Annotated in this window: 21 protein-coding genes; 7 read left to right on the forward strand and 14 right to left on the reverse strand. The window is 72.7% G+C overall.

Going from position 1 to position 20,506, the window contains the following annotated elements:
• Window positions 1-57: 57 nt before the first annotated feature.
• The 5 genes from P2F65_RS13870 to P2F65_RS13890 all read right to left on the reverse strand — a co-directional run bounded on the left by P2F65_RS13870 (window position 58) and on the right by P2F65_RS13890 (window position 5,421).
• Window positions 58-1,269: an MFS transporter gene (locus tag P2F65_RS13870; RefSeq protein ID WP_275808790.1), complete on the reverse strand. Its 1,212-nt coding sequence runs from the start codon at window positions 1,267-1,269 to the stop codon at window positions 58-60.
• Complete coding sequence (locus P2F65_RS13875) at window positions 1,266-2,321, reverse strand: ABC transporter ATP-binding protein (protein ID WP_275808793.1); 1,056 nt, start codon at window positions 2,319-2,321, stop codon at window positions 1,266-1,268. Before P2F65_RS13875 ends, P2F65_RS13870 begins: the two co-directional genes overlap by 4 nt.
• On the reverse strand, window positions 2,318-3,826 hold the full coding sequence (locus P2F65_RS13880; RefSeq protein ID WP_275808796.1) for an iron ABC transporter permease: 1,509 nt from the start codon (window positions 3,824-3,826) through the stop codon (window positions 2,318-2,320). The genes P2F65_RS13875 and P2F65_RS13880 overlap by 4 nt, the downstream gene beginning before the upstream one ends.
• An 86-nt stretch (window positions 3,827-3,912) precedes the next feature.
• Window positions 3,913-4,968, reverse strand: coding sequence for an iron ABC transporter substrate-binding protein (locus tag P2F65_RS13885; protein ID WP_275808799.1), 1,056 nt, complete (start codon window positions 4,966-4,968; stop codon window positions 3,913-3,915).
• Window positions 4,969-5,085: 117 nt separating this feature from the next.
• Entirely contained in the window at window positions 5,086-5,421 is a 336-nt protein-coding gene (locus P2F65_RS13890; protein WP_275808802.1) for a hypothetical protein, read from the reverse strand.
• 398 nt (window positions 5,422-5,819) lie between these two features.
• Here P2F65_RS13890 and P2F65_RS13895 point away from each other — a divergent pair, with 398 nt between their 5' ends.
• Window positions 5,820-6,344, forward strand: a complete 525-nt coding sequence (locus tag P2F65_RS13895; RefSeq protein WP_275808805.1) for a type II toxin-antitoxin system PemK/MazF family toxin — start codon at window positions 5,820-5,822, stop codon at window positions 6,342-6,344.
• A gap of 59 nt (window positions 6,345-6,403) precedes the next feature.
• The gene (locus tag P2F65_RS13900) at window positions 6,404-6,904 is read left to right on the forward strand and encodes a type II toxin-antitoxin system PemK/MazF family toxin (protein ID WP_275808808.1); all 501 of its coding nucleotides are present in this window, start codon (window positions 6,404-6,406) and stop codon (window positions 6,902-6,904) included.
• 68 nt (window positions 6,905-6,972) lie between these two features.
• Here P2F65_RS13900 and rpsT read toward each other — a convergent pair whose 3' ends face one another.
• From rpsT to P2F65_RS13920, 4 genes are all read right to left on the reverse strand, one after another.
• On the reverse strand, window positions 6,973-7,233 hold the full coding sequence (rpsT, locus tag P2F65_RS13905; RefSeq protein WP_275808811.1) for a 30S ribosomal protein S20: 261 nt from the start codon (window positions 7,231-7,233) through the stop codon (window positions 6,973-6,975).
• 191 nt (window positions 7,234-7,424) lie between these two features.
• Window positions 7,425-8,417: a DNA polymerase III subunit delta gene (gene holA / locus P2F65_RS13910; protein ID WP_275810662.1), complete on the reverse strand. Its 993-nt coding sequence runs from the start codon at window positions 8,415-8,417 to the stop codon at window positions 7,425-7,427.
• A gap of 40 nt (window positions 8,418-8,457) precedes the next feature.
• Window positions 8,458-10,722 carry an ATP-dependent DNA helicase gene (locus P2F65_RS13915; RefSeq protein ID WP_275808814.1) on the reverse strand — a complete coding sequence of 755 codons (2,265 nt, stop codon included), beginning with the start codon at window positions 10,720-10,722 and terminating at the stop codon, window positions 8,458-8,460.
• A 34-nt stretch (window positions 10,723-10,756) separates the two neighbouring features.
• On the reverse strand, window positions 10,757-11,821 hold the full coding sequence (locus tag P2F65_RS13920) for a GNAT family N-acetyltransferase (RefSeq protein ID WP_275808816.1): 1,065 nt from the start codon (window positions 11,819-11,821) through the stop codon (window positions 10,757-10,759).
• 222 nt (window positions 11,822-12,043) lie between these two features.
• Here P2F65_RS13920 and P2F65_RS13925 point away from each other — a divergent pair, with 222 nt between their 5' ends.
• From P2F65_RS13925 to P2F65_RS13935, 3 genes are read left to right on the forward strand one after another with little or no spacing between them, the layout of a single operon-like run.
• The gene (locus P2F65_RS13925; protein ID WP_275808819.1) at window positions 12,044-12,844 is read left to right on the forward strand and encodes a hypothetical protein; all 801 of its coding nucleotides are present in this window, start codon (window positions 12,044-12,046) and stop codon (window positions 12,842-12,844) included.
• A gap of 26 nt (window positions 12,845-12,870) precedes the next feature.
• Window positions 12,871-13,311 carry a phage holin family protein gene (locus P2F65_RS13930; RefSeq protein WP_275810665.1) on the forward strand — a complete coding sequence of 147 codons (441 nt, stop codon included), beginning with the start codon at window positions 12,871-12,873 and terminating at the stop codon, window positions 13,309-13,311.
• Window positions 13,308-13,949: a DUF3618 domain-containing protein gene (locus P2F65_RS13935; RefSeq protein WP_275808822.1), complete on the forward strand. Its 642-nt coding sequence runs from the start codon at window positions 13,308-13,310 to the stop codon at window positions 13,947-13,949. The genes P2F65_RS13930 and P2F65_RS13935 overlap by 4 nt, the downstream gene beginning before the upstream one ends.
• A 57-nt stretch (window positions 13,950-14,006) precedes the next feature.
• Here P2F65_RS13935 and hflX read toward each other — a convergent pair whose 3' ends face one another.
• Window positions 14,007-15,461 (reverse strand): GTPase HflX, encoded by a 1,455-nt coding sequence (gene hflX, locus P2F65_RS13940; RefSeq protein ID WP_275808824.1) that lies wholly within the window; start codon window positions 15,459-15,461, stop codon window positions 14,007-14,009.
• A 74-nt stretch (window positions 15,462-15,535) separates the two neighbouring features.
• Between hflX and P2F65_RS13945 the strand changes: the two genes are divergently transcribed.
• Window positions 15,536-16,153: a methyltransferase gene (locus P2F65_RS13945; protein ID WP_275808826.1), complete on the forward strand. Its 618-nt coding sequence runs from the start codon at window positions 15,536-15,538 to the stop codon at window positions 16,151-16,153.
• On the opposite strand, the gene dapF is transcribed toward P2F65_RS13945, so the two are convergent.
• Genes dapF through def form a run of 3 tightly spaced genes read right to left on the reverse strand, consistent with a single transcriptional unit; the run spans window position 16,137 to window position 18,540 of the window.
• Window positions 16,137-17,003: a diaminopimelate epimerase gene (dapF, locus tag P2F65_RS13950; protein ID WP_275808828.1), complete on the reverse strand. Its 867-nt coding sequence runs from the start codon at window positions 17,001-17,003 to the stop codon at window positions 16,137-16,139. The genes P2F65_RS13945 and dapF overlap by 17 nt on opposite strands.
• Complete coding sequence (miaA, locus tag P2F65_RS13955) at window positions 16,996-17,940, reverse strand: tRNA (adenosine(37)-N6)-dimethylallyltransferase MiaA (protein ID WP_275808830.1); 945 nt, start codon at window positions 17,938-17,940, stop codon at window positions 16,996-16,998. The genes dapF and miaA overlap by 8 nt, the downstream gene beginning before the upstream one ends.
• A gap of 3 nt (window positions 17,941-17,943) precedes the next feature.
• The gene (gene def, locus P2F65_RS13960; RefSeq protein ID WP_275808832.1) at window positions 17,944-18,540 is read right to left on the reverse strand and encodes a peptide deformylase; all 597 of its coding nucleotides are present in this window, start codon (window positions 18,538-18,540) and stop codon (window positions 17,944-17,946) included.
• A gap of 112 nt (window positions 18,541-18,652) precedes the next feature.
• Between def and P2F65_RS13965 the strand changes: the two genes are divergently transcribed.
• The gene (locus tag P2F65_RS13965) at window positions 18,653-18,871 is read left to right on the forward strand and encodes an antitoxin (RefSeq protein WP_275808834.1); all 219 of its coding nucleotides are present in this window, start codon (window positions 18,653-18,655) and stop codon (window positions 18,869-18,871) included.
• Between the two features lie 67 nt (window positions 18,872-18,938).
• Here P2F65_RS13965 and miaB read toward each other — a convergent pair whose 3' ends face one another.
• Complete coding sequence (gene miaB / locus P2F65_RS13970; protein ID WP_275808837.1) at window positions 18,939-20,468, reverse strand: tRNA (N6-isopentenyl adenosine(37)-C2)-methylthiotransferase MiaB; 1,530 nt, start codon at window positions 20,466-20,468, stop codon at window positions 18,939-18,941.
• Window positions 20,469-20,506: the final 38 nt, after the last annotated feature.

Below are 20,506 nucleotides of genomic sequence, written 5' to 3' on the forward strand. Positions count from 1 at the left end.
CTCAACGAGGCGGGTTGCGTGCGGGTGACGGGATCGGCGGGAGGGTTCACGCGGTGTTCACCCGCCGGCCACGGAGGCCAGCGCGCCGGGCGCGTCCGCGGTTGCCGCCCGGGTCTCGCGGCGCTGGGCCAGCCCCGAGACGACCGCCAGGCCGACTCCGAGCACGGCGAGGGCTGCGCCCACCCGGGAGGGCCACTCGTAGCCGAGCCCGGCGGCGAGCACGACCGAGCCGAGCCAGGCTCCGAGGGCGTTGGCGATGTTGAGGCTCGAGTGGTTGAGTGCGGCGGCCAGCGACTGGCCCTCGTGGGCGACGTCCATGAGCCGGGTCTGCAACATCGGCACGAGGATGCTCGGCAGCAGGCCGAGCAGGAACACCATGGTGACCGCGAGCACCGGCTGGCGGGTCGCGAAGCCGAACACGCTCAGCATCACCGCGATGAGGCCGAGCGTGACGACGATGCCCCGCATGAGCCCGCGACGCGCGACCCGGCCCGAGAGCGTGGTTCCGACCGTCATGCCCACGCCGTAGACCGCCAGCACCACCGGGATGGCCGCGGTCGGCAGCCCGGCGAGCTCGGTCATGGTCGGCGAGATGTAGGCGTACGTGGCGAACATGCCGCCGAAGCCGACGGTGCCGATGCCGAGCGCGAGCCAGACCTGCGGCTTGTGGAGGGCGCGCAGCTCTGCCCGCACCGACTCCTCGCCGGTGACCGCCGTGAAGGGCACCCAGCGCCACACCGCGAGAACGGTGAGCAGCGCGATGACGCCCACCGCGGCATACGGCCACTGCCAGCCGAGGTCCTGCCCGAGCTTGGTGGTCAGCGGGACGCCCACGATGTTGGCCACCGTCAGGCCGGTCAGCACCATCGCCACCGCCCAGGTGCGCTTGTGCAGGGGCACCAACGACGCCGCGACGAGGGAGGCGATGCCGAAGTAGGCGCCGTGCGGCAGCCCGGCGGTGAAGCGGGCAGCCATGAGGGTCGGGTAGGTCGGCGCGAGGGCCGAGGCGACGTGGGCCACCGCGAAGGCCGCCATGAGCCAGAGCAGCAGGTGCTTGCGGGGCAGCTTCGCACCCAGTGCCGCCAGCAGCGGTGCCCCGACGACCACGCCCGCGGCGTAGGCGGACACGACGTGCCCGGCGGTCGGGATGTCGATGCCCACGCCCGCGGCCACCTCGGGCAGCAGACCCATGGTGACGAACTCGGTGGTGCCGATGGCGAAGCCACCGGTGGCCAGCGCGAGCAGGGCCAGTCGGGGGTGCGCGCTCACGCGCGGTCCGCGAAGAACAGCCCGGGGCCCTCGACGGTGACGCGGACCCGGTCACCGACCGTGGCCGTGGGCCCGGTGGTGCGGACCAGCAGCCGCACCCCCGCCGACTCCTCGAGCAGCACGGCGACGGTGGCGTCGTGCCCGTGGAACGAGACCGTCTCGACCTGCGCGGGCACGCCCGCACCGGTGTCGCCGCGGTGCAGCCGCAGCTGCTCGGGGCGCAGCGCCAGCACTCCGGACGACCCGGTGGCTGCCGTATGCCGTTCGGCCGGCACCGCGACGACGTCACCGAGCACCGTGTGCGCCGCCGTGCCCTCGAGCCGCGCGGGCAGCTCGACGAGCTGGCCGACGAACCGGGCGACCCCGAGGTCGACCGGGCCGGTGTAGACCTGCTCGGGCGAGGCGTGCATGCGCACCACGCCGTCGTCCATCACGGCGACGGTGTCGGCCATCGAGAGCGCCTCGTCCTGGTCGTGGGTCACCAGCACGGCCGTGGCGTCGGTCGCCGACAGCGCGGTGCGCACGTCCGCACGGATGGACCCGCGCAGCCCGGCGTCGAGCGCGGAGAACGGCTCGTCGAGCAGGACCAGCCGCGGGTTCGGGGCGAGGGCCCGGGCCAGGGCGACGCGCTGCTGCTGGCCGCCGGACAGCTCGTCGGGCCGGCGCTTGGCGTAGCCGGCCAGGCCGACGAGCTCGAGCACCTCGGCGACACGCCTGCTGCCGCGGCGCTGGTCGCGCGGCAGGCCGAAGGCGACGTTGCCGGCGACGTCGAGGTGCGGGAAGAGGGAGCCCTCCTGGGGCACGAGCGAGACGCCTCGGCGCTCGGGCGGCACGTCGGTGCCCGGGCCGAAGAGCACCTGGTTGTCGACCATCACGGTGCCGGAGTCGGGGCGAACGAAGCCGGCCACGGCCCGCAGCAGGGTCGTCTTGCCGCAGCCGGAGGGGCCGAGCACCGCCGTCAGGGTGCCCTGCGGCACGTCGAGGTCGACTCCCCGCAGGACGGTCGTGTCGCCGAACGAGGCGTGCAGGTCACGGATGGTCAGCGCGCTCACGACAGGTCCGCCTCGCCGACACGCTGCGATCTCATGAGGGCAAGCGTAGGCAGCACCGCGAGCACCACGAGGGCCAGCCCATAGGGTGCCGCCGCGCCGTAGGCGGCCACGCCGGTCTCGGTCCAGAGGCTGGTCGCCAGGGTGTCGGCGCCGGTGGGTCGCAGCAGCAGCGTGGCCGGCAGCTCCTTCATGCAGGTGAGCAGCACGAGGGCGGCGCCCGCGCCGATGCCCGGTGCCGCCAGCGGCAGGGTCACCCGCCGCAGGACCTGCCACGGGGTGCTGCCCAGGCTGCGGGCCGCCTCCTCGGTGCGCACCGGGCTCATCGTCACTGCCGACCGCACGGCCCCGATCGCCGCGGGGACGAACAGCACGGCATACGCGAGCACGAGCAGCGGGGTGCGCTGGTAGATGGGCTGGGCCACCCGCGCCCCGAAGAACACGAGGGCGAGCGCGACCACGATGCCCGGCAGCGCGTGGCCGGCGAAGGAGGCGTGCTCGATGAGGGCCGTGCTGCGGCCGCGGTGGCGCGCAGCCAGGACGCCGACGGGGATCGCCAGGGCGGTGCAGAACACCGCGCCGAGCAGGGCGAACCAGAAGGTGTTGAGCGCGCTCGCCAGCAGGTCGGGCACGTCGACGCCGGCCGACAGGCCGGTGGCGAACCAGTAGAGGAGCGACGCGATGGGGAAGACGAGCGCGACCGCGACGACCACCCCGGCGAGGGTGGCGGCCGGCCAGCGCAGGCGACCCAGCCCGACGAGGTGCGGGCGGCGCGACACGCCCCCGCCGACCCGCGCGTGCTCGGTGCCGCGCCGGGTGCGCGCCTCCGCCACGGTGATGGCGACGGTGATGACGACCAGGAGCAGGGACAGCACGGCGGCCGGAGTGCGGTCGAAGCTCGAGCGGTAGGACGCGTGGATGACGCGGGTGAACGCGTCGAAGCGCAGCAGCGACGGGGCCCCGAAGTCGCTGAGCGCGTACAGCGCGACGAGCAGCGCGCCGGAGGCCGCGGCGGGGCGCAGCTGCCGCGCCGTCACCGACCAGAAGGTGTTCCACGGCGACCGGCCGAGCGAGCGGGCCACCTCCTCCACGGACGGGTCGATGCGGCGCATCGCGGCCGCGACGGGCAGGTAGACGTAGGGGTAGCAGCACGCGGTCAGCACCAGCACCGTGCCGCCGAAGCCGCTGACCGAGGGGAAGGCAGAGATCCAGGCGAAGGCCGCGACGTAGCTGGGGATCGCCAGTGGCAGGGCGGCCGTCACGGCCAGGAGGCGGCGTCCCGGCAGGTTGGTGCGGGTGGCCAGGATCGCCAGGCCGACCCCGACGGCGAGGCTGAGCGCGGTGACCGTGCCGGCCAGGGCGAGGCTGCGCAGCACCAGGGTCAGGGTCCGCTCGCGCACCACGATGTCCCAGACCCGCTCGGGACCGGCCTCACCGGCACGCACCAGCAGGTAGCCGATCGGCAGCAGCGCCACCAGCGCGGTGACGAGGCCCGGGGCCAGCAGCATCCACGGCGCCCGCCGCCCGCGCACGCCCGAGCGGACCCCCGTCCGCGTCAGCGGGTCGGGGGCCCGTTCGGTCAGCAGGTCGGCGCTCAGGTGAGCCCCACCTCGTCGAGCAGGGCGAGGGTCTGCTCGAGGGAGTCGAGCGAGTTCAGGTCGACGCTGCTGCGCTTGAGCTCCGACAGCGGCGGGATGTCGTGCTTCGTGGACTCGACACCGGCCACCACCGGGTACTCGGCCGTCTCGTCGGCGAAGTACTGCTGGCCGTCCTTGGAGAGCAGGTAGTCGACGGCCTTGGTGGCGGCAGCCTTCTGGTTGGTGCCCTTGAGGATCCCGACGCCGGCGACGTTGACGAGCGCACCGGGGTCGTCCGAGTTCAGGAAGTGGATCCTGGCCTTCACGGCGTCGGGGCCCTTCTCTGCCACCCGCTCGTACCAGTAGTAGTGGTTGATCAGGCCGAGCCCGACCTGTCCGGAGTCGACGGCGTCGAGCACGAGGATGTTGTTGTCGTAGGCCTTGGGCTCGTTGGCCTTGAAGTCCTCCAGCCACTTCTTCGCGCCGTCCTCGCCCTTGGCGACCCGCAGCGCCGTGACGAAGGACTGGAAGGAGGCGTTGGTGGGTGCGTAGCCGATCTTGCCCTTGTACTTCGGGTCGAGCACCGCGTCGACGGTCGTCATGTCGGTGACCTCCGGAGCCTGCGCCGGGTTGTAGGCGATGACCCGGGCCCGCGCAGAGGTGGCGACCCAGTGGTTGTCCGGGTCGGCGAAGCCGTCGAACACCTTGCCCGTCGTGGCGGCGTCGAGCGTCTCGAGCCGGTCGTTCTTGCCGAGCGCGCCGAGGGCGCCGGCGTCCTGCGAGAAGAACAGGTCGGCCTTGGTGTTCTCGCCCTCCTCGAGGAGCTGCGCGGCGAGCTCGCTGGAGCTGCCGTAGCGCACCTGCACGTCGGCGCCGGTGGCGTCCTTGAGCTTCTCCAGCACCGGGGCGACGAGGTTCTCGTTGCGGCCGGAGTAGATCACCAGCGCGTCGTCGGACAGCGGCTCCTCGCCGTCCTGGCCACAGGCGGTCAGGCCGAGGGCCAGGAGGGCGGCGCTGGCGACCGCAGTGGCACGACGGCCGGTCGCGCGGGAGAAGGAGAAGGGGGAAGGCATGGCGTCACGATATTAGGCAAGGCTTACCTTCTCAAAATCGCCGTTCCCGGCGGGCGCCGATGGCCCAGAATGACCCACCGTGCCCACCCCGCACCGCACCCCGCCATCGGAGCTCGACTACCGCCGCACGGCGGCCCGGCCTGCCCACTGCGACCTGCCGCACGCCGTGCGCGAGCGTCTCGCCGCGCTCGCCGGCGGCATCGTGGCGGTGGCCGATCCGCCGGTGACGAGCGGCTTCACCGGCGCGTATGCCGGCCGGCTCGTCCTGAAGGACGGCCGGGCGGTGTTCGCGCCGACGATCTCGGCTCCGACCCCACCGCACTGCTGGCCCTCCAGGGCCTCGCCGACGGCACCGACCCGTGGCCGGGCTGGCTGGCGCCGGCACACCGGGCCGACCTGGCTCTGCTCGCAGGGGACGCCGCCGCTGCCCTGGTGGGCGACCGGGTCGTGCACGGCGACCTCCGGCCCGACAACCTGCTGCTCGACCGTGGCGGCAGGGTGCGCATGGTCGACTGGAACTGGGTCTCCGCGGGCCGGCCTGGGTCGACTTCGTCGGGTTGTGGCCCCTGATGTCCCACCACGGCCTCGACGTCGAGCCGTGGCTGGGATCGCCACTGCTGGAGGGCGTGGACGCCGACGACGTCGATGCCTTCCTGGCCGCCATCACCGGCCTCATGTGGCCAAGTCGCGAGGTGACGACTCCACCGCCGCCCTCGCAGTCCTGCGCCCCCACCAGCGCTTCACCGCGCACACGTTCCTGACGCTGCTGCTCAGGCGGCGCGGCTGGGCCTGAGCACCTCCGCGGCTGGGCCCGAGCGCCCCGCGGCCGGCGGGCAGGTAGCGTGCCCGCCATGGCGCGATCACGTCTGGGACAACAGCTCGCCCGCCTGCTCGGCAGGGCCGCCCACGACGGCGCGCGCGGGTGGCTGCGCACGCGCACGACGGCCCCCGCCGGTCGAGCTGCGACGCCCGGCGCCTACCCCGGAGACTTCGAGGGCGTGCCCGACATGACCTACGCCCCCGCCCACGACGGCGACCCCGACCCCGGCGAGGTCGTCTGGACCTGGGTGCCGTTCGAGGAGGACCACAGCAGGGGCAAGGACCGGCCCGTGCTGGTCATCGGCCACGACGGCGACTGGCTGCTCGCCCTCATGCTGACCAGCCGGGACCACGACCGCGACGCGGCTCAGGAGGCCCGCTGGGGTCGCCACTGGGTCGACATCGGCTCCGGGCCGTGGGACCGGCAGGGCCGGCCGAGCGAGGCCCGCGTCGACCGCGTCCTGCGCGTCGACCCGGCGCGAGTACGGCGCGAGGGCGCGGTGCTGTCGAGCCGGCGGTTCGCCGAGGTCGCTGCGGCGGTGCGTGGCCGCCACTGACACGGACACGGCCCCGGGCCTGCCCCGATCCGGTCAGCCTCGCGAATAGGGTTCCGCGCATGGCTGAGAAGAGGTTGGGTGGCCGACTTGCCGTCCTCGTGCTGGATGGCCTGCGACGGGCCCTGGGTCTACCGCCCTCCTACCCGGGGGACTTCACGGACACGCCGGAGGTGGCCTACACGCCGCGGTCTGACGGGCGACCCGACCCGGGCGAGGTCGTGTGGGCACATGTGCCCTTCGAGGAGGACCACCGTCGTGGCAAGGACCGGCCCGTGCTGCTCATCGGGCGCGACGGCAGGTGGCTGCTCGGCTTGATGCTCACGAGCCAGAACCGTCGACCAGACCCCAGCCGCAAGGCGCATGGCGCTCCACGGTGGGTGGAGATCGGGACGGGTCCTTGGGACCGGTCGCAGCGACCGAGCACGGTGCGCGTCGACCGCATCATCCGCGTCCACCCACGCACCGTGCGCCGCGAGGGGGCGATCCTCGACCGGGCCCGCTTCGAGCAGGTGGCTGCGGCGGTGCGGGCCGCCCACCGAACCCCCGCTTCCAGGAGGTAGGCATGCGACAGGGCCCGTCACCGCGATGCGGTGACGGGCCCTGTCGATGGTTCAGGTGGCGCCTCTCGTCAGAGGGAGGCGGCCTTCTTCGCCATGGCCGACTTCTTGTTGGCGGCCTGGTTCTTGTGGATGACGCCCTTGCTCACGGCCTTGTCGAGCTTGGTCGAGGCGACCTTGAGCGCGTCCTTCGCCTTGTCAGCGTCGCCCGCCGCGGCGGCCTCGCGGAACTTGCGGATCCAGGTCTTGAGCTCGCTCTTGACGGCCTTGTTGCGCTCGGTCGCCACGCGGTTGGTCTTGATCCGCTTCAGCTGGGACTTGATGTTTGCCACAGTGTGTCTTTCTGGTTGGTCGGTTGGTTGCCGTTAGAGGGCGGCAGACGCGGCTCGGGACCGGGCGTGGGGCACCCGTGGTTGAACCGCGCTGGGTGGTGCTGCATGCGCGCACGACCTAGGCGCGCACGCGAGGGCCAAATCTACCAGCGGCGCAGGCCAGGGCACAAAACGCGGGTGCCGCGTGACCCTCACCGTCGGGGGCCGCCCTGCCGCTCCCGCGTGATGGTCAGGATCGCGCGCTCCACGGCATACACGGGGTCACGCCCACCGCCCTTGACCTCGAAGTCGGCGGCGGCGACCGCCTGGATCGACCGCCCGAGTGCCTCGGCGTCCCAGCCGCTGAGGGCGCGCCGTGCCTTGTCGACCTGCCAGGGGGCCATGCCGAGGTCACGGGCGACGTCGGCCGAGCGGCCCCGGCCCGCCTGCCCGACCCGGACCAGCTGGCGCAGCTGCTGGGCGAGCACGGCCACGATCGGCACCGGGTCGACGCCGGTGGCGATGGCGTGTCGCAGCAGGCGCAGTGCCTCCCCCGTGTTGCCGGCGACCGCGGCGTCGGCGACCCGGAAGCCGGTGGCCTCGACCTTGCCCCCGTGGTACTTCTCCACGAGCGCCTCGTCGATGACGCCGGTGGTGTCGGAGATCAGCTGCTGGCAGGCGGCGGACAGCTCGCGCAGGTCCTTGCCGACCGCCTCGATGAGGGCTCGCACCGCGTCCGGCGTCGCGCGCCGGCGGGCCGCACGGAACTCGTTGGCGGCGAAGTCGCTCTTGTCGCGGTCGGACTTGACGGCGGGGCAGTCGATGACCCGGGCCCCACCCTTCTTCAGGGTGTCGAGCACCTTCTTGCCGCGCTGGCCGGACTTGTGGGTGACCACGAGGGTGATGTCGGGCTCGGGGGCTGCGAGGAAGGCCAGCAGGTCGGACTGCAGCTCGTCGGGCGCCTCGTCGAGGTCCTGCACGACGACCGCCTTCTCGCCGCCGAACAACGACGGGCTGGTGTGCACGACCAGGGACCCCGGCTCGTAGCCGGCCGCCTCGAGGCGGACCACCTCGATGTCGGGGACGGTGACCCTCACCTCGGTGAGGATCGAGCTCAGCGCACGCTCGGCGAGGATGCCCTCTGGCCCGGTGATCAGGACCAGCGGCGGGACGGTGCGCTGGGGGGTGGTGGTCACGGCGCACAGCCTGCCACGCCGTGGTGACAGGCCGATGCCGAGGGCGGAGTCAGTCGAAGGACATCCGCGCGGCGCTGGAAGCCTCCAGGCCCAGGCCACGCAGGCGGGCCGCGACCACGTCCTCGGGCAGCTCGAGGCTCTCGGCGAGCTCCTCGAGCGTCAGGCCCAGCTCCACGCCGTCGCGCAGCTCCTCGTCGGCGTCCGCCGTCCACGAGTGGCCCTGGGTGACCGCGGTGCGGGAGGAGGCAGCCGGCGGCGGTGCCGACGCCACGGGCCTCGGGTCCGCCTCCGGTCGCGGGTGCTCGGCCCCGTCGCCCATCGTCGTGCCGGCCACCGCGCCGGTCACCCCGCGCAGGGCGGGCTCGTGCACCGTGACCGGTTCGGGAGCGGTCTCGTCGAGGCGGCGCAGCGCGCCGAGCACCCGCTCGCGGTCGGTGGTGGGCCAGAAGGGAGGCAGCGAGCGCTGGAGGAACCCGGCATACCGTGCCGTCATCATGCGGGAGTCGAGGAAGGCGACGACGCCACGGTCGTCGGCCCGGCGGATCAGCCGTCCGGCGCCCTGGGCGAGCCGCAGCGCGGCGTGGGTCGCCGAGACGGCCATGAAGCCGTTGCCCCCCATGCGCGCGATCGCCTGCGAGCGCGCCGACGCCAGGGGGTCGTCGGGCCGCGGGAACGGGATGCGGTCGATGATGACGAGCTGGCAGGCCGAGCCGGGCACGTCGACGCCCTGCCACAGGGTGAGCGTGCCGAACAGGCAGGTCTTCGGGTCGCGCGCGAACTGGCGCACCAGCGTGGTGATCTGGTCCTCGCCCTGGCACAGGAAGCCGATGTCGCCGTCGAAGCGCTCGCGCATCGCCTCGGTGGCGTCGCGAGCGGCGCGCATCGAGGAGAACAGCCCCAGCGCCCGGCCCCCGGCGGCGCGGACGAGCGCCTCGATCTCGTCGAGGGTCTGCTCGCTGATGCCGTCGCGTCCCGGTGGCGGCAGGTGCTGGGCGACGTAGGCGATGGCCTGCTTGGGGTAGTCGAACGGGCTGCCGACGTCGAGGCCGCGCCAGTCGGGAGCGCCGTCACCGCGCAGGCCGAGCGTGCCCGCGACGGCGTCGAAGGTGCCGCCGAGCTCGAGGGTGGCAGAGGTCATCACGACGGTGCGGTCGCCGAACACCTTGTCGCGCAACAGCATCGCCACGCTCATGGGCGCCACCCGCAGCACCGTCCCGCGTCGCGGGTCGCGGTTCACCCACACGACGTCGAGCTCGCGCCGCTCCAGGATGCGGGCGCTGTTCTCGAACACCTCGTCGATGGCCGCCCGCGCGACCTGACGGGTGCCGTCGGACTCCTCCCCCGGCTTGGGCTTCAGCTCGCTCTGCACCTGGCGCGCCGTGTCGCGCACTCGGGAGAGCGCCAGCTCGAGGGCGTCGGGCACTGCAGTCAGCCGGCCCTCCGGCAGCTCGTCGAGCACGCCCTGGAGGAACACTGCGGCGTCGTCGACGGCCTCGGTCGACTCCGCGAGCCGGGAGGCGCGCTTGGCGGCGCTCATCACCAGGCTCGCGGTGATCTCGTCGGTCACCGTCGAGGTCACCCGGTCGACCAGCTCGTGGGCCTCGTCGACGACGAGCACCTTGTGCTCGGGCAGCATCTGGCGGCCCTCGAAGGAGTCGATCGCCATGAACGAGTGGTTGGTGACGACGACGTCGACCTCCTTGGCGGCCTCGCGCGAGCGCTCGACGAAGCACTCGGCCACCATGGGGCACTTGCCGCCCAGGCACTCGTGGGCGCTCACCGACACCTGCCGCCAGGCCCGCTCGCTGACACCGGGCACGAGCTCGTCGCGGTCGCCGGACTCGGTGACCTCCGCCCACTCGCGCAGCCGCACCACCTCGGCGCCGAGCCGACTGGCCTGCTGGTCGACCTGGCCGACGTCGAACAGACCGGACTCGTCGTCGGGAAAGCCGCCCTCGAGCTTGTGGGCACACAGGTAGTTGCGCCGGCCCTTGACCAGGCCGTAGGTCGGGCGCTGGCCGAGCAGCGGCGCCAGCGCGTCGGCCAGCCGGGGCATGTCGCGGTCGACGATCTGGGCCTGCAGGGCGAGGGTCGCCGTCGCCACCACGGCGGGCTTCCCGGCCTGCATGGCGTGCTGCACGGCGGGGATGAGGTAGGCCAGCGACTTGCCGGTGCCCGTGCCGGCCTGCACGAGCAGGTGCTCGTCCTTGGCGATCGCGTCGGCGACCGCGTGCGCCATCTGCACCTGGCCGGGGCGCTCCACTCCCCCGACGCCCTGGACGGCAGCGTGCAGCAGGTCGTCGAGGGAAGGCATGGGGCAAGGGTATGCCGTGGCGCCGGCCGCGCGGTCAGGTGCCGCCGTGCGGCTGCAGCGGCGTGCCGTCGAGACGGCGCGTCATGATGACGTCGTCACGGTCGTCACCCGGCGCAACCCTGATGGCGCAGGGGATCCGGCCGACCTCGGTGTAGCCGCAGCGGGCGTAGAAGCCGCCCACGCCGGTGCCGCTGCGGTAGTCGAGGGTGACCATCTCGATGCCCTCGGTCTCGCGGGCCACCCGGTGCAGGCCGGCCATGAGCAGCCGGCCGAGGTTGCGGCCGTGCAGGTCCGGGTCGACCATCACGCGGTAGAGCCACAGCGCGTGCGCGAGCAGTGGCGTCGCGGAGGCCACCCACCACCCGAGCCCGACGAGACGGCCCGCCGGGTCACGCAGCTGGGCCAGCACCGCCTGGCCGTCGGCCAGCTGCGCCTCGTGGCGGGCCAGCGCGTCGTCGACCTCGTCGCGCGTCGCACCGGGGCGGAAGCCGACAGCCCCACCGGCGTCGTTGACGCGGCACCACAGGCCGAGCACCTCGTCACGGTCGGGCACCTCCGGCACGTGGGACACCCGGTGCATCCGAGGCGCCTCGAGCACGACGGACGGTTCCTCGTCCGGCAGGTCGTCCGGGTGCCGCATGGTGCCGGCGCGGAACAGCCCGGCCCGCTCGGCGGTGCGCAGTGACGCCTGGTGACCGGGACGCACGACGGCCCGCACCGGCACACCCGGGAGCCACTCGGTGGCGAGGGTCACCGCCTCGCGGGCGACCTCCCGGGCGTAGCCGCGGCCCTGCGCCTCGTGCCTGAAGCGGTAGTAGAGGTTGAGGTACCCCTCCGCGTGCCGGAGCCCGGCCATGCCGACCGGGTCACCGGTGGCCAGGTCCTCGACCACCCAGTAGCCGAAGCCGTGCTCGTCCCAGTGGCGCACGAAGCGCTCGAAGACGTCGCGGTTCTCGGCCTCGCCGTGCATCGCCTGCGGCGCATGGGTGTAGAGCCGCGCGTCGGTGTGCAGCGCCACGTGGAAGGGCAGGTCGGCCGGCCCCGGGCGGCGCAGCCTCAGGCGGGGCGTGGTGGTCTCGAAGAGGTGCGGGGTCAGCACGGCGGCAACGCTAGTGGCCGGCGGCGACAGCGTGTGGACGCACCAGGGGACTCGCCCGTGGTCGCGGTTCTTCAAGTCGCCGTCTGCGCGGGCCCGTGCGACGGTGGAGTGCATCAGGGAACGGCGCCTCTCGTGCCAGTGACCTTGCGCTCAAGCAGTCGGGCGTGCTCGCAACGACTGGCACAGCAGCGCGTTCCGGACCACACGAGAGGAACGAACGGCATGACCGACCGACCGTATGGCACCAGCACGGCGACCGGGCCCCAGGCCCAGGTCCCTGCCACTCCCCCGTCCCAGGCCACGACCCAGCCCGAGGGTTCCACCACCGAGGTGGCCAAGGACCAGGCCCAGAGCGTGGTCAGCGACGCCAAGCAGGGCGGACAGCAGGTGGCCCAGACCGCCAAGGAGCAGACCCAGGAGGTCGCCTCCGAGGCCAAGTACCAGGCGCAGCACCTCTACGAGCAGGTTCGCGGCGAGTTCGGCGACCAGGCGGCCAGCCAGCACCAGCGGGCCGCCAGCGGCCTGCGCAGCCTGGGCGACGAGCTCGGGGCGATGGCCCGTGGGCAGTCCACGCAGCAGGGCGTCGCCAGTGACCTCGCCCAACAGGCATCCGAGCGCGTGAGCGCCCTGGCCGGCTGGCTGGAGTCGCGCGAGCCCGGCGACGTCCTCAACGAGGTCACCAGTTTCGCCCGCCGCAAGCCCGGCACCTTCCTCGCCGCCGCCGCGGCCGTCGGCTTCCTCGGAGGCCGGCTGACCCGCGGCCTCGCCGCCGAGGCCACCGACAACGAGCCGCCTGCCACGACCATGGGGAGCACACCGACGCCGCGTGCGTCGGCGACGGACTTCAGCACCGGCAGGACCGGCTACAACCCGGGCCCGGCCACAGCAGCCCCGCGGGCGACCACGCAGGCGACAGCGCTTCCTGACGAGCCGGCCTGGCCCGCCCCGGGCAGCCCGGTGTCGCCCACGGGGGTCGACGCCACCACAGGCCTGGCCCCGGGGACGGGTCAGGAGCGCATATGAGCACTGCCGCAACCGGCGGCCCTGGCATGGGCAACCTGGACGAGGACCAGATCCAGGGGTCGCACGACACCTACGTCAAGGGCGAGGTCTCCTCGATCGGCGCGCTGATCAGCGACGTCGCCACCGACCTGTCGACCCTGATGCGGCAGGAGGTCGCCCTGGCGAAGGCCGAGGCGCGCGAGTCCGCCACGCGGGCCGGCAAGGGAGCCGGGCTGCTCGGTGGCGCAGGAGCGGCGGCGTTCTACGCCGTCCTGTTCCTGTCCATCGCGCTGTGGTGGGCGCTCGGCAGCCTGATCGACAGCCTGGGGTGGTCCGCGGTCATCGTGGCCGTCCTGTGGGCGATCGTCGCCGCGGTCCTGGCCAGCATGGGCCGCAAGAAGCTGAAGGAAGTCCAAGGAATGTCGCGCACCGTGGAGACCGCCAAGCAGGTCCCCGATGCACTGAAGGGAAACGAGGACCGGGTATGAGCGAGCAGACGAGCAACGACCCCGAAGAGATCCGGGCCGAGATCGAGCGGACCCGGGGCGACCTGAGCCGTGATGTCAACGCTCTCGGCGAGGCGGTGTCCCCCGGGAACGTCGCCAAACGCCAGGCGAGCAAGGTGGGCGAGGGCATCGCCGGAGCGGCAACGAGCGTGAAGGAGCGGGTCATGGGAACCGCAGAGGACATGGGCAGCTCGACCAGCAGTGCGGCGTCGGGGCTCACCGACCGCGCGTCCGACATGGCGTCCGGAGTGGGCGACCGCGCGTCGGACGCCACCTACACTGCCAAGCGGAAGACGCGCGGCAACCCCCTGGCCGCCGGCGTGATCGCCCTCGGCGCCGGCTGGCTGCTGGGTTCGCTGATACCGGCGAGCGAGAAGGAGCGCGCCGCGGCGGCGACCGTCAAGGAGAAGGCCCAGCCCGTCATGGAGGAGGCCCAGTCCGTGGCGAAGGAGGCGGCCGAGCACCTCAAGGAGCCGGCCAAGGAGTCCATGGAGTCCGTCAAGGGCACGGCCCAGGACGCCGTCGAGACGGTGAGGTCCGAGGGCCAGTCCGCCGCCCAGGACGTCAAGGGCAGCGCACAGGACGCCCGCGACACCGTCCAGCAGCAGCACAGCAGCTGATCCCTCCCGCAGACGGCGGAGCCCGTCGCCCTCAGGGGCGACGGGCTCCCTCGTCGTTCAGGCGGGGTATGCCGTGAGCTCGGCGGCGAGGTCGGGGTGCACCCGGGCCTGCACGCGGGTGCCGTCGGTGGTGTGCTCGGCGCCGAGGACCTCGCCCTCGTCGTGGAGCCGGCTGACGAGGTCGCCGCGCTCGTAGGGCAGCAGCACGTCGACGTCGATGGTCGGGCGCGGGAGCTCGCCGGCGATGAGGTCGCGCAGCTCCGCGATGCCCTGGCCGGTGCGCGCCGAGACCACGATGCAGTGCTTCTCGTGGCGGCGGAGCCGGTCGAGCACCTCGGGGTCGGCCGCGTCGGCCTTGTTGACGACGATGACCTCCTTGACGTCGGCGGCGTCGACGTCGGCGAGCACCGCCCGGACCGCGGTGATCTGGCCCTCGGGGTCGGGGTGCGACCCGTCGACGACGTGCAGCAGCAGGTCGGCGTCGGCGACCTCCTCGAGCGTCGAGCGGAACGCCTCGACGAGCTGGGTCGGCAGCTGGCGGACGAAGCCCACCGTGTCGGCGAGGGTGTACAGCCGTCCGTCCGGCGTCTCGGCACGGCGGACGGTGGGGTCGAGGGTGGCGAAGAGCTGGTTCTCGACGAGGACGCCTGCGCCGGTGAGCCGGTTGAGGAGCGAGGACTTGCCGGCGTTGGTGTAGCCGGCGATCGCCACGCTGGGCACGCCGTTGGCCTTGCGGCCGGACCGCTTGGTGTCGCGGCCGGTCTTCATCTCCTTGATCTCCCGGCGCAGCTTGGCCATCCGCTGGTTGATGCGCCGCCGGTCGAGCTCGATCTTCGTCTCACCGGGGCCGCGGGATCCCATGCCCTGGCCGCCGGCCGCCTGGCCACCGGCCTGGCGCGACATCGACTCACCCCAGCCGCGCAGGCGCGGGAGGAGGTACTGGAGCTGGGCGAGCTCGACCTGCGCCTTGCCCTCCTTGGACTTCGCGTGCTGGGCGAAGATGTCGAGGATCAGGGCGGTGCGGTCGATCACCTTGACCTTGACGACGTCCTCGAGCGCCCGTCGCTGGCTGGGGGTCAGTTCTGTGTCGCAGATGACCGTGTCCGCACCCTCGGCGATGACGATGTCGCGCAGCTCCTCGGCCTTACCGGCGCCGAGGTAGGTGCCGGTGTCGGGCTTCGAGCGGCGCTGAACCAGGCCTGCGAGGACGGTCGAGCCGGCCGTCTCGGCAAGCGCCGCGAGCTCGCGCATCGAGTTGTCGGCGTCCTCTGCGGTCCCATCGGTCCAGACGGCCGCGAGCACGACGCGCTCGAGGCGGAGCTGGCGGTACTCGACCTCGGTGATGTCCTCGAGCTCGGTCGACAGACCGGCGACGCGGCGCAGGGCCGCGCGCTCCTCACGGTCGAACTGGTCGCCGTCGTATCCGTTGTCGCCGTCGAGCTCGGTGTCGAACAGGGCCTCGTCGGCCAGGGCCTCGGCCCGCTGGTTGAAGAGTTCAGTGCGTGAAGTCATATCCCCTCTAGGTTCTCACCTGATGAACGGGTCGGGCGACTCGTTTATGCCCCCGCTCGCTAGCGTGTGCGCTGATGAGCCAGAGCGACCACTACTTCACCGCGCAGCCCGCGAGCCCGGGCGAGCAGCGGGCCCTGACCGTGCGTCTCGCCGGCCGTGAGGTCACCGTCCGCACGGCCCCGGGCATCTTCAGCCCGGACGGGCTCGACAAGGGCACCGCGGTGCTGCTGCGCGAGGTGCCGGAGCCCCCCGCCACGGGGGACCTGCTCGACCTCGGCTGCGGTTGGGGACCGGTGGCGCTCACCCTGGCGCTGCGCTCCCCCGCCGCCCGGGTCTGGGCGGTCGACGTCAACGAGCGCTCCGTCGCGCTGACCGCGGCGAACGCACGCTCGCTAGGTGCGGACGGCGTTCGAGCCGCGCGTCCGCAGGACGTGCCCGACGACGTGCGGTTCGCGGTCATCTGGTCCAACCCGCCGATCCGGGTGGGCAAGGCGATTCTGCACGACATGCTGCTGCACTGGCTGCCGCGGCTGGAAGCCGGCGGCACGGCATACCTCGTGGTGCAGAAGAACCTCGGGTCGGACTCCCTGCAGCGCTGGCTCGCCGAGCACCTGCCGGCGGACGAGTTCAGCGTCTCCCGCCACGCCTCGGACAAGGGCTTCCGGGTCCTGGCGGTCACACGAGGTTCGTGACGCCGTCGGCGACGAGCGTCGCCGGCCCGGCCAGCTCGACCTCCTGGCCCGGCAGCGCCGAGACGCGCAGGCGGCCGCCGGGAACGTCGACGGTCCACACGTCGGGCGCGCCCTCCCCGGCCCAGAACCTCGTCGCCAGCGCCGCCGCGCAGGCGCCGGTGCCGCAGGAGCGGGTCTCGCCCACACCTCGCTCGTGCACGCGCATGCTGATGTGGCCCAACCCGTGCGGGCGGACGAACTCGACGTTGGTGCCCTGGGGTGGGGCGGGGTTCACCACCGGCGCCCGGGTGAGGTCGAGGCTGTCGAGGTCGATGCTCTCGGGCAGCGCGACGACCGTGTGGGGGTTGCCGAGGTCGAGGCTGACGGCCGAGAAGGGCTCGCGGCCGTCGAGGTGCACCAGGGCGTCGACGCCGTCGTCGCCGGCGTCGACCGGGTCGGCGAAACGCCACGGGCCGAGGTTCACGGCGATGAGGCCGTCGGGCTCGAAGCGCACGCGCTTGACGCCGGCCCGCGTCGCGATGGAGAACTCCGTGGCGGTCTCGAGGCCTTCACGCCGCAGGTAGGCCGCGAAGACCCGCGACCCGTTGCCGCACATCTCGGCGGCGCTGCCGTCGGCGTTTCGGTAGTCCATGAACCAGGTCGCCTCACCCGCCTGCGCCAGCACCGCGTCCTCCGCCGCCATCGCCGTGGGCACGACGCGGATCACGCCGTCGCCACCGATGCCCGCACGGCGGTCTGCCAGCAGGGCGACCTGGCTGGGCATGAGGTCATGGGTGCCGTCGAGGTCGGGCACGATGACGAAGTCGTTCTCGGTGCCGTGCCCCTTGGTGAAGGCCAGTGCGTCAGCCATGCCGGTCATTGTCCCTGATCGCCTGACGCACGAGGTGCACGGCTCGCGCGACGGCGTCGTCGTCGCGCGGATCGAGCCACGTCACGCGCGGGTCGGGCCGGAACCACGACTCCTGCCGCCGGGCCAGCCGGCGGGTCAGCGCGGCGGTCTGCTGCTGTGCCTCGGCCTCGGTCAGGTCGCCGTCCAGCTGCGCCAGCACCTGCGCGTAGCCGATGGCCCTCGAAGCCGTGCGTCCCTCGCGCAGGCCGCACCCCTCCAGCCCGCGGACCTCCTCGACCAGGCCCCCCTGCCACATGCGCCGGACCCGTGCCTCGATCCGCTCGTCGAGCACCGGCCGCGGCACGTCCAGCCCCAGGGTCACCGTGGGCCGCAGGTACTCGCGGCTCGGCATGGTCGCCGAGAAGGGGCGTCCCGTCAGCTCGATGACCTCCAGGGCCCGCACGATCCGGCGGGTGTTGTTCGCCTCGATCGACACCGCCGCGGTGGGGTCCGCCTCGCGCAGGCGCCCCAGCATCGCGGGAGTGCCGAGCTCGGCTGCCTCCTGCTCCAGCCGGCGCCGCACGTCCGGGTCGGTGGGAGGGATCTCGAGACGGTCCAGCGCGGCGCGCACGTAGAGCCCGGAGCCCCCCACGACGAGGGGGTGCAGTCCCCGGTCGGTGATGTCGGCCAGGTCGGCGCGCGCGGCCTGCTGGTAGGCCGCGACGCTCGCCTCCTCGGTCACCTCCAGCACGTCGAGCTGGTGGTGCGGTATGCCGCGCCGCTGACTCACGGGGAGCTTGGCGGTGCCGATGTCCATGCCGCGGTAGAGCTGCGCGGCGTCCGCGTTCACGACCTCGCCGCCGAGCTCCTCCGCGAGGTGGAGCGCGAGGTCGGACTTGCCGGTGGCGGTGGGGCCGACGACGGCGACGACGACGGACTGCTCCGAAGGCTCGGCCATCCCTTACAGGTCGTGCTCGTCGGGGGCGTCGTGCCCGAAGGGGTCGGGGTCGACACCCGGCATCCAGCTGTGACCGGGCTTGCCCCAGCCGTTGCGCTTGACCGCCTTCTTCGCCTTCCTGCCCCACTTCTCGCCCAGGCGGTCGACGTAGAGGAAGCCGTTGAGGTGGTCGTACTCGTGCTGCATGCAGCGGGCGAACCAGCCGGTGGCCTCGAAGGCGACCTCGTTGCCGTCGACGTCGTAGCCGCTGACGCTGGCGCGGTCGCCGCGCTTGAGCGGGAAGCTCTCCCCCGGCACCGAGAGGCAGCCCTCAGCCTCCTCGTGCGGGTCGGGCTCCTCCTGTGCCGGCTTCGACGAGCTCACGTATGGGTTGATGATGACGCCGCGCACGGGAACGTCGTCGGAGTTCTCCATCTGCCAGGTGAAGATGCGCAGTCCCACGCCGATCTGCGGCGCAGCCAGTCCGACCCCGTGGGCGGCGTCCATCGTCTCGAACATGTCCGCCACCAGGGCCTTGAGCTCGTCGTCGAAGGACTCCACCGGCAGGGCGCGCCGGTGCAGGACGGGCTCTCCGGTGATCACGATGGGGCGAACGGTCATGGCGGGCAGTCTCCCAGACTCTCCGGTCGCGGACTCCAGCAGGCTGCGGCAGGGTGGAGAAGTCCGCGGAACACCTGCGGTCGACACATCCCACCAGCGAAGGAGATCCGCCATGGGCATGTTCGACGAGATCAAGGACAAGGTGGCCGACCTCGCCGGCCAGCACGGGGACAAGGTCGAGGAGCACAGCGACACCGGTCTCGACCGCGCCGAGGAGATGGCCGGTGAGCGGTTCGGCGAGCAGCACGCCGAGCACATCGGTCAAGGCCGCGACATCCTCGACGAGCGCATCGGTGAAGGTGGCGGCGACGAGGGGCAGCAGCCCGTCTGACCCACCCATCGACAGGAGCGCCGGACCCGATCGGGTCCGGCGCTCCTGTCGTCAGGCAGTGCCTCGCTCAGCTGCTGGCGCAGGCCGGGACCGAGGCGGGCGACGTGGCGGGGCGCCCCACACCCGGCATGCCGAGGGAGACGGCCGGCTTGCCCGGCACGGGCGCGTCCTGCAGGGCCTGCCAGGCGTCGCCACCGGCGGTGCGGCGCACGGCATACGGTCCGCCGCTCAGGGCGGCGTCGGCGACGAGGTGGTGGGGGGCGCCGTAGGTGACGCCGACGGTGACCAGGTCGCCCGGTCGAGGGCGCTCCGCGCCCTCGGGGACGGCGAGGTGCACGAGCCGGTTGTCGCGCGCCCGACCGGAGAGGCGCTGGGTCTCGGTGTCCTTGCGGCCCTCGCCGGTGGCGACCAGCACCTCGATCTCGCGGCCCTCGATCGTGCGGTTCTCGGCCCAGGAGATCTCCTCCTGCACCTCGATGAGGCGGTCGTAGCGCTCCTGGACGACGGCCTTGGGCACCTGGTGGTCCATCGTCGCCGCCGGAGTGCCGGGACGGATGGAGTACTGGAAGGTGAAGGCGCTGGAGAAGCGGGACTGGCGCACCACCTTGAGGGTCTGCTCGAAGTCCTCGTCGGTCTCGCCGGGGAAGCCGACGATGATGTCGGTGGTGATGGCGGCGTCAGGGATCTGCTCGCGGACCCGGTCGATGATGCCGAGGAACTTGGCGCTGCGGTAGGACCGGCGCATCTCCTTCAGCACCCGGTCTGAGCCGGACTGCAGCGGCATGTGCAGGCTCGGCATGACGTTGGGGGTCTCGGCCATCGCGGTGATGACGTCGTCGGTGAACGCGGCCGGGTGCGGGCTGGTGAAGCGCACGCGCTCGAGGCCCTCGATCTCGCCGCAGGCGCGCAGCAGCTTGCCGAACGCGAGCCGGTCGCCGAACTCGACCCCGTAGGTGTTGACGTTCTGGCCCAGCAGGGTGACCTCGACGACGCCCTGGTCGACCAGCGCCTGCACCTCGGCGAGGATGTCGCCGGGTCGCCGGTCGGCCTCCTTGCCGCGCAGGCTGGGGACGATGCAGAACGTGCAGGTGTTGTTGCAGCCCACCGAGATCGAGACCCAGCCGCTGTAGGCGGAGTCGCGACGGGTCGGCAGCGTGCTCGGGAAGACCTCGAGGCTCTCGAGGATCTCGACCTGGGCCTCGCGGTTGTGGCGGGCACGGTCGAGCAGCGCGGGAAGGCTGCCGATGTTGTGCGTGCCGAAGACGACGTCGACCCACGGCGCGCGCTTCACGATCGTGTCGCGGTCCTTCTGGGCCATGCAGCCCCCCACGGCGATCTGCATGTCGGGGTTGCGGGTCTTGGCCGGACGGAGCTGGCCGAGGTTGCCGTAGAGCTTGTTGTCGGCGTTCTCGCGCACCGCGCAGGTGTTGAAGACCACGACGTCGGCAGCCGCGGGCCGCTCCCCCGCCGGCACGCTGTTGAGGTCGACGTAGCCGGCCGTCTCGAGGAGCCCTGCGAGTCGCTCGGAGTCGTGCACGTTCATCTGGCACCCTTGGGTGCGCACGTCGTAGGTCTTCTGCGTCGTCTGTGTGGTCATCGCACGGACAAGGGTACGTGCTGCGCACGACCGGGTAT

The organism is Knoellia sp. p5-6-4, assembly GCF_029222705.1.
GTDB lineage: Bacteria > Actinomycetota > Actinomycetes > Actinomycetales > Dermatophilaceae > Pedococcus_A.

Bases quoted from the DNA above. Each gene is read 5' to 3' on its own strand.
- P2F65_RS13880 (WP_275808796.1), bottom strand. From the start codon at position 3,826: ATGCTGCTGGCCCCGGGCCTCGTCACCGCGCTGGTGGCGCTGCTGCCG.
- P2F65_RS13885 (WP_275808799.1), bottom strand. From the start codon at position 4,968: ATGCCTTCCCCCTTCTCCTTCTCCCGCGCGACCGGCCGTCGTGCCACT.
- P2F65_RS13895 (WP_275808805.1), top strand. From the start codon at position 5,820: ATGGCGCGATCACGTCTGGGACAACAGCTCGCCCGCCTGCTCGGCAGG.
- P2F65_RS13900 (WP_275808808.1), top strand. From the start codon at position 6,404: ATGGCTGAGAAGAGGTTGGGTGGCCGACTTGCCGTCCTCGTGCTGGAT.
- P2F65_RS13915 (WP_275808814.1), bottom strand. From the start codon at position 10,722: ATGCCTTCCCTCGACGACCTGCTGCACGCTGCCGTCCAGGGCGTCGGG.
- P2F65_RS13925 (WP_275808819.1), top strand. From the start codon at position 12,044: ATGACCGACCGACCGTATGGCACCAGCACGGCGACCGGGCCCCAGGCC.
- P2F65_RS13930 (WP_275810665.1), top strand. From the start codon at position 12,871: ATGGGCAACCTGGACGAGGACCAGATCCAGGGGTCGCACGACACCTAC.
- P2F65_RS13935 (WP_275808822.1), top strand. From the start codon at position 13,308: ATGAGCGAGCAGACGAGCAACGACCCCGAAGAGATCCGGGCCGAGATC.
- hflX (WP_275808824.1), bottom strand. From the start codon at position 15,461: ATGACTTCACGCACTGAACTCTTCAACCAGCGGGCCGAGGCCCTGGCC.
- P2F65_RS13945 (WP_275808826.1), top strand. From the start codon at position 15,536: ATGAGCCAGAGCGACCACTACTTCACCGCGCAGCCCGCGAGCCCGGGC.
- dapF (WP_275808828.1), bottom strand. From the start codon at position 17,003: ATGGCTGACGCACTGGCCTTCACCAAGGGGCACGGCACCGAGAACGAC.
- miaA (WP_275808830.1), bottom strand. From the start codon at position 17,940: ATGGCCGAGCCTTCGGAGCAGTCCGTCGTCGTCGCCGTCGTCGGCCCC.
- def (WP_275808832.1), bottom strand. From the start codon at position 18,540: ATGACCGTTCGCCCCATCGTGATCACCGGAGAGCCCGTCCTGCACCGG.
- P2F65_RS13965 (WP_275808834.1), top strand. From the start codon at position 18,653: ATGGGCATGTTCGACGAGATCAAGGACAAGGTGGCCGACCTCGCCGGC.
- miaB (WP_275808837.1), bottom strand. From the start codon at position 20,468: ATGACCACACAGACGACGCAGAAGACCTACGACGTGCGCACCCAAGGG.